The following is a 7,430-nucleotide window of genomic DNA, read 5'->3' on the forward strand; positions in this document are numbered from 1 at the left end:
CATTCAATGCTCAAACTTCCATTGGTGCAAGCGATGTAATCCGACAGTCACGCTGTCCAATGCCGCACCCTGCGACTGAAAGATTTGCCGTACTGAGCGCGACGCGCTGCCGTGGCGATCCGGACAATGGCGTGACGTCGCCTTGTGGCCCGTCGCGACAGTATGCGCAGCCCGGAAACATGTCCGCAGTTGGGGGTAGACCGGAAGTCTCGGGCTGTGGGCAAACCGGTGCTCATGACCCGAAACGGTCGTCGGCCATGGCGGACAGTGGCTTAACATATTGCTATAAGTATTGAGCTTCCTAAGATGCTGTCAGAACGGGCAACTTGCCTGAGCTCTGCCGAGGCGCCTGCGGTCGATTGCCCGACGATGCTATCCGCGTATTCTCGGCCTTCGATGTGTTTGAGGGTTGACTTCACCAGTGCAGGGTACGGAGCGACATTGACGAAGAGGGGCGGCCTTGTCGAATATTGTCAAGGAAACGCGGAAAGGTAGCGCACGCAAGAGCGCCGGAAGATGCCCCTTTCCGTGCGTTCGAGACCTCCTCGCCGACCATGCGGAAACTGCGCCGGAGCGCCATGCCATTCTGGCCCCGGAGCGCCTCCCGATGACGTATGGCGCGCTATGGACGCAGGCAAATGAAGTTGTTTTCGGGTTGCGGAACGTCGGCGTGCGCCGAACTGATAGGGTCGCGGTCGTGTTGTCGGACGGACCAGAGGCTGCAGTAGCGGCGATCACGGTTGCGGCCGGCGCGGTTTGTGTACCTCTCAATCCGGGTTTCACCTGTGATGAATACCAGCGCTATTTTGGCGAATTGCAGCTGGCGGCGCTATTGACGCACGCTGACTTGAATTCGGCCAGCCGACGCGCCGCCCAAATCCAGGGCGTGCCCGTGATCGATGTGTCGATGCGGCCGAACGAGGGAGCCGGCGCGTTCAGTGTTACCGGTCGGGCACCGCAGCTCCTGGTTGACGACGAGTTTGCGTCCAGCGCTGACGACGCGTTCATCCTGATGACATCTGGCAGCACATCGCGGCCCAAAACGGTCCCTCTGACCCATGCGAGCGTCTGTCAGTCGGCCGACAACGTTGGCGCCGCCTTGGAGCTGGAGGCCCGCGACCGATTGCTAAGCGTACTGCCTCTCTTTCATGGACATGGCTTGATCTCGGGACTTCTGGCCGCGCTTGCGGCAGGCTCCAGTACGGTCTGTCCGCCCGGCTTCGATGCAACAGCGTTCTTCGGCTGGCTGACGGAGTTTCGACCAACCTGGTACACGGCGGTACCGGCAATCCATCGCGCGCTATTGGCGGCGGCGGATCCCTATAGGCAGGCTGCGCAGCGGTCCTCCTTGCGGCTCGTTCGTTCGGCTTCGACGTCTCTGTCGTCGGAGGTGCTCGACGGACTGGAAGCGCTGTTTGGTGTTCCCGTTATAGACACCTACGGCATGACGGAGGCCGCCACCCAGATCGCTGCAAATCCCTTGCAGCGGCGGAAGCGCGGTTCAGTCGGCCGGCCGGCAGGCCCCGAGATCGCGATACTGGACAGGGGACGCCGTCGCTTGCCATCCGGCAAACGTGGAGAGATCGCGCTGCGAGGTCCCACCATAACCAGAGGGTACGACAATGATGCCGCCGCTACAGCTTCCGCATTTCAGGACGGCTGGTTCCGGACCGGCGACCTCGGATACCTGGACGCCGACCGGTATCTCTTCATCGTCGGTCGCATCAAGGAGATCATCCATAAGGGCGGGCAGAAGGTTGCCCCCGCCGAGGTAGAGGGCGCTTTGCTGAGCCACCCGGCTGTGATGGAAGCCGCTGTTTTCCCGGTCCCCCATGAGCGACTAGGCGCGGACGTCGCCGCCGCTATCGTGCTGCGTCAGGAGGCTCAGGTGAGCGCACAAAGTCTCCGGGACTTTGCCCGAGGACGCCTGGCCGGGTTTAAAGTTCCTGGCGTTATCCTGATTGTGCCGGAGATCCCGAAAGGCGCTGGCGGGAAGATCAAGCGCAATGAACTTGCGGCCGCCTATTCAAAGATTCGCCCCATCGGTGGCAAGGGAGTTGCCCCCAGTTCGGAATTGGAATGTCAACTGGCCGGTATCTGGAAGGATATCCTGGGCATTGATCCGATCAGCGTTGACCAGGATGTCTTCGCGCTCGGGGTGGATTCACTTGCCATGATGCAGATGATCTTGCATGTGGAAGAGCGCTTCGGCATCACGCTGTCACTCGAGGATATCTTCACTTCGTCGACCGTTGCGGCTCTTGCGCTTCGCCTTGGCTCATCAATAGAGGGCGCCGGCTCGTTAGCGCGCCCGCACGTTCCGCCAACGGAGGTCTCGCGGGCTGATGGAGATGGCCCACAGCCGGTGTCCATCGTGCAGGAGCGCATGCTACGCATCGAGCGAAAACTACCCGGATTACCCCAGTTCAATCTGCCGTTCGCTTATCGATTGCAGGGTCGGCTGGACATTCGCTTGCTCGAGCAGAGCCTCGCGGGGCTCGTGCGTCGGCACGATATTCTGCGCACGACGTTTATCTGGCAGGGTGAGGTTCCTCTCGCTCGGGTCGTGCCGGACGTCGATGTCAGATCAATCCTGACCGTGAAGGACTATGCGGCCCCGGCGCATACCGGAGATGCCGGGGCCAAGGAGCTTCTGCTGGTAAAGGCGAAGTTGGAGGTCGAGCGGGAGTCCTTGGCGCCGATCGACATGAACAATGCGCCACTGTTCCGGGCTTATATCTACCGGCTCGACGCCAGGGACCATGTTTTGCTTCTAGTCATGCACGATATCATCATTGATGGCTGGTCGATGGCAGTCTTCATGAAGGAGCTTTTGGAGATCTATGCCGCTTCGATCGCCGGCGCGAAGGCGCAACTGCCCGAACCATCGCTTCAGTTCTCCGACTTCGTTCGCTGGCAGCGTTTGTGGTCCAGCACCGAGGAAGCAAACAGACAGTTCGCTTACTGGAAGCGGCGCCTCGACAAAGTCTCACCTCCGTTTACGGCCCCGAAAAGCAGCGTCGGAGGCGAGCTGACCTCGCGCGTTCTCCAGGAACCATTTCAGATATCGAACAATTTGGTGAGGCAGCTGAGCGCCATGAGCCGCGACCGGGGCGCAACTCTGTTCATGAGTCTGCTCGCCGGGTTCAAGACCCTGCTGTTGCTCCGGAGCGAACGCAACGACATTTGTGTGGCGACTTTGATGGCCAATCGGCCTCAACTCAGGACAGAACGCGTGATCGGTCCGTTCGCGAACACAACGATCATCCGTACCCAACTAGATGCTGATCTGACCTTTAGCGAAGCGCTTAAACGCGTACGCAGGGCCGTCTTGGAGGCTTACGCCAGGCAAGAACTTCCCTTCGATATCATTGCCAGCCGACTAGCGGAAGAGACCGGCTTGTGCCCGGCATCACTCGTTCAAGTTTATTTCGTTCTACAAGTTGCGTTCCGCCGAGCGCACCAGCTGCCCGATCTGACGGTTCACCCGTTCGGCTACCAGGAAGAACGGTCTGCCATGCCGATCGATCGCGCTTGGCTCTCGATTACACTTAAGGATACCCCGTCGGGAATGACCGGCATATGCGGTCGTAAGGACGACTTGTTCCAACCACACACCGTTCGGAATTGGATTGCCGATTACACCGCAATCTTGGTCAATGCGGCCGCAAACCCCAACGAGCAGCTTGGCCGATTGATTGATCCTTGAGACGATCCGGTCAGTCGCACCAAGCCGGTGAAGAAAGTGCAACGCCTTCTGCCGGTGTCCCGCCACGCGCAAGCGTCGCCCAAAATTCGTCTGATCCGAGGATCATCCAGCTTGATTATCCACCAGAAATTGTCGACAATTCACGCGTGCATTGGACAAGGGATTGATCAAATCTAATTTTGCCACTTGGAGGCGGCGATGTGTAGATTTGCAGTGGATCTCATTGACTTTGAGGAATTGACCGCGGCGCAAAGGAAAGCACTGCTGAAGGACCTACAGAAGCGCAGGGATGCTCTGCAAGCGCAGCTGGAGGGGATCAATGAATCGCTGAAGGGCGTCAATCAAGCGCTCAAGACGGTCCAAAAAGTATCAAAGCGCCGTTAGTGCCCGGGCCGTCAGCGCCCGACAACGCTGCAGTTTGGTCTCCGCGCTTCATCCGTGCAGGGGCTCCGCCGGATGCGGAAAAGACAGCGGAGGGCCTGACCAAAGGCAACGCGAAATCGACGCTGCTCCGGACGGCAGGGTGTGAAGCCCCGGTCACGTCATGGCCGGGCCACCGTTCCGGCTGTGTCAGGGTTGAATTCCGAGCACCTTAAGTATTGGCGTCCACTGGGTGTAATCTTTCTCATGCATCGCTCGTGCCTCTGCACCGGATCGCCATACTTGCTTAAATCCGACATTCTGCAGTTTCTCCTGGGAACGTTGCGATGCCTGCCGGAAAATTTCGGAGAGTCGGGAGACTTCCTCCGCTGATGTTTCCGGCGGCGCGAAGATGCCGACCCATCCTTCCGTCTCAATCCCGCTGCCGGTTTGCGCAAGAATGCGAAGCGAATCTTGAAACGGGAGAAAGTCCGGAAAAGGAACAATCGCAACTGCGACATGCTCGCCAAGGACACTGAGGATCGCTGGCGCCGACCCTTGATAGGGTATGTGCACCATCGGCACTCCGTAGTCGTTGAAAAGCTTTGTACCTATGAGATGGGGAATGCTCCCGGCGCCCGCGGTGGCTACGGTGCGATATTTCTCCTCGCGCGAGGCCTCCTGCATGTATTCAGCAAGATGCGCGGCAGCGTCTTTTCTCGTGACGGCGACGTATGAGAAAGTTGCCAAAATTCCGATGGGCACGAGCGCGCTTTGAGGAGACGTTCTGAGCGACGACGTGGAGGACATGAACAAGAGTGTTTGAGTCCCCTTTTGCCGAAGTACCCAATCCGCCGCTATTGCTCCTCCTGCGCCAGGTCGATTTTCCACGATCGTCGAGGTTCGCGCGATCTGCTCTCCTGCTTCAGCAACGATTCTGGCTGCGGTTGAAGAGGTTCCCCCTGCCGCGAATCCCACAACCAATGTAATCTGTCCATCATTCGGCAGTGCGGGACTGGAGAGGATCACAAGTGCGGCGAGAAAAAGCGGCGTGAATCTCGTCATTCGCTGATCCCCTTTTTCAACGAGTATCGATTTTCAAGGACAGGATCACGTCCCCTTCGAGGGCGCAACCTCCGAATGAACGTCATCCGGCCGGCCTGGCTCTCCGGCACGCTGCGGGCGCGCCCATCCGTCGGTAACTCGCACGCGGTTCGCCGTCAAAGCGGGCAGAATTCGATACCGAGGTCGATCTCGCCAAGCTCGTACGCGGGCCGGCACCACCTGAACGACACCGGTGTTCGGATAGACACCTCGTGCTTCTGACAATAGACTTTGACTGAAGATCGGATCTGATCAGGGCGAGCTTTCATGGCCGCAGACCGTGTGGAACGCCGACTGAGTGCTATTTTTGTGGCCGATGTGGCTGGCTACAGCCGCCTAATGGGTGCTGATGAGGAGGGTACACACGCCCGACTGAACGAACATCTGTCTGCGCTCCTCCATCCCGAGATCGAAAAGCACGGCGGGCGGCTTATCAGGAGCGCCGGCGACGGAATGTTGGTGGAGTTTGCCAGCGTGGTCAGCGCTATGCGATGCGCCGTTGCGATACAGCGCGGCATGATCACTCGAAACACCGATGTGCGAATGGAAAAGCGGATCGAGTTCCGCATTGGCGTCAATGCTGGCGACATTATTATAGAAGGCGGCGATATCTTTGGGGACGGGGTAAATGTTGCGGCTCGGCTCGAGGCGCTTTGTGAGCCAGGCGGCATCTGTGTATCGCAACGCGTACGAGAAGATACGCAGGATAAGCTTGACGTCGAATTCGAAGATAGTGGCGAGCATCAACTGAAGAACATCGCACGGCCGGTGCGGGTCTATCGCGTGTCGTTCGGCAACGCTCCGGCGCGACCGGCGCTTGCGCTTCCCGACAAGCCGTCGGTCGCCGTCCTGGCTTTTGAGAATATGAGTCGTGACCCGGAGCAGGAGTACTTTGCGGATGGAATTTCGGAAGACATCATCACTGAGTTGTCCCGCTTCTCCGACTTGTTCGTGATCGCACGCAATTCGAGTTTTCGATACAAGGGCAGCGCGGTTGATTTGCGTCAGGTGGGTCGAGAACTCGGCGTGCGCTATGTTCTGGAGGGCAGCGTTCGTCGGGGCAATGACCGAGTTCGGATAACGGCTCAGCTGATTGATGCTGCAAGCGGCGTGCACCGCTGGGCCGAGCGCTATGACCGGAAGTTAAAGGATGTATTTGCGATCCAGGACGACGTGGCGCGGACGATCGCCGCAATTCTGGTCGCGCATGTGAACATGGCGGAAGCTGAGCGCACCTTGCTCAAGCCGCCCGCGACTTGGCAGGCCTACGATCACTACATGCGCGCAGCTGCGGCCTGGATATCGTTCCAGTCCTCGTGGCAAATGGCGGAATTATTGAGGACACGAGGGCACCTTGCAGATTCGCTGGCCATCGATCCGAAATATGCCCGTTGCTATACAATGCTGGCAAGCACTCACCGGGTGGCTTGGCTTAATCCGCTGAATGATGAATATTTGAGCCCGACTATTCTTGACCTGGCTATCAAATTGGCGCGCACGGCAATTGCCCACAATCCGAGTCTGCCTGAAGCCTATGCCGAGTTGGGCTACAATATCATCAGGAAGCGTGACTTCGACGCAGCGACTGGCGCCGCCGAAAGAGCGCTGGCGCTAAACCCCAATTTCGCGGATTACCGCCTCGCGCAAATATTTTACTCGGTGGGAGAGCCGACGAGAGCCATTGCCATCGCCAAGTTGCAAATGCGCCTTGATCCATTCCATCCGCATTTTGCGCCGTTGATGGCCGGCGTAGCTCACTACCACCTCAAAGAATACCACGATGCCCAACATTGGTTGACTGAAGCGATTGGCCGAGCGCCCAATCACCAGTATGGCCACGCTTTCCTGGCAGCGACGTACGCTCAGCTGGGACGAATGGAAGATGCTCGTGCAGAGGCAAGCGAGGTTCTACGTTTGAATCCGAGATACAGCATCAGCGGCACCCAGCAACAGGTATCCATTCTCAAACGCGCCGAAGATCTGGAGCACCTGGTTGACGGGCTGCGAAAGGCCGGCCTTCCAGCATAGTCATGGCCAATGCGCAGGGGCAAGACAGCAGCCCGCCGTCGTGCGCGGAAGTCTGCTTGTGGCCCAAATGCGAAGTCCAGCCGGACCCTGAGATGGTCCGCTTATCGGGGTAGACCGGGAGTGACGGAGCAACTTCCCAAGCGGCGCTTTTGGGTGGAGTCGAGATGTGGCGCGGTGGCTTTAGGCTACACATATCTGTTCCCGCCCCTTTCGTCTGGCGGTGCCTTAG

4 protein-coding genes are annotated in these 7,430 nt (G+C 58.7%); 3 read left to right on the forward strand and 1 reads right to left on the reverse strand.

The window, feature by feature from the left end; genetic code table 11:
- Positions 1 to 460: 460 nt before the first annotated feature.
- Positions 461 to 3,709, forward strand: a complete 3,249-nt coding sequence (locus ACZXDY_RS35500) for an AMP-binding protein (protein ID WP_464348725.1) — start codon at positions 461 to 463, stop codon at positions 3,707 to 3,709.
- Between the two features lie 213 nt (positions 3,710 to 3,922).
- A complete protein-coding gene (locus tag ACZXDY_RS35505; RefSeq protein WP_464348726.1) occupies positions 3,923 to 4,093 on the forward strand; it encodes a hypothetical protein in 171 nt (56 codons plus the stop codon).
- Positions 4,094 to 4,279: 186 nt separating this feature from the next.
- Here ACZXDY_RS35505 and ACZXDY_RS35510 read toward each other — a convergent pair whose 3' ends face one another.
- Positions 4,280 to 5,134 carry a Bug family tripartite tricarboxylate transporter substrate binding protein gene (locus tag ACZXDY_RS35510; RefSeq protein ID WP_464348727.1) on the reverse strand — a complete coding sequence of 285 codons (855 nt, stop codon included), beginning with the start codon at positions 5,132 to 5,134 and terminating at the stop codon, positions 4,280 to 4,282.
- A gap of 306 nt (positions 5,135 to 5,440) precedes the next feature.
- On the opposite strand from ACZXDY_RS35510, the gene ACZXDY_RS35515 reads away from it, so the two are divergent.
- Positions 5,441 to 7,201, forward strand: coding sequence for an adenylate/guanylate cyclase domain-containing protein (locus ACZXDY_RS35515; RefSeq protein WP_464348728.1), 1,761 nt, complete (start codon positions 5,441 to 5,443; stop codon positions 7,199 to 7,201).
- Positions 7,202 to 7,430 lie beyond the last annotated feature (229 nt).

The sequence above is a fragment of the Bradyrhizobium sp. LeoB3 genome, assembly GCF_055456055.1.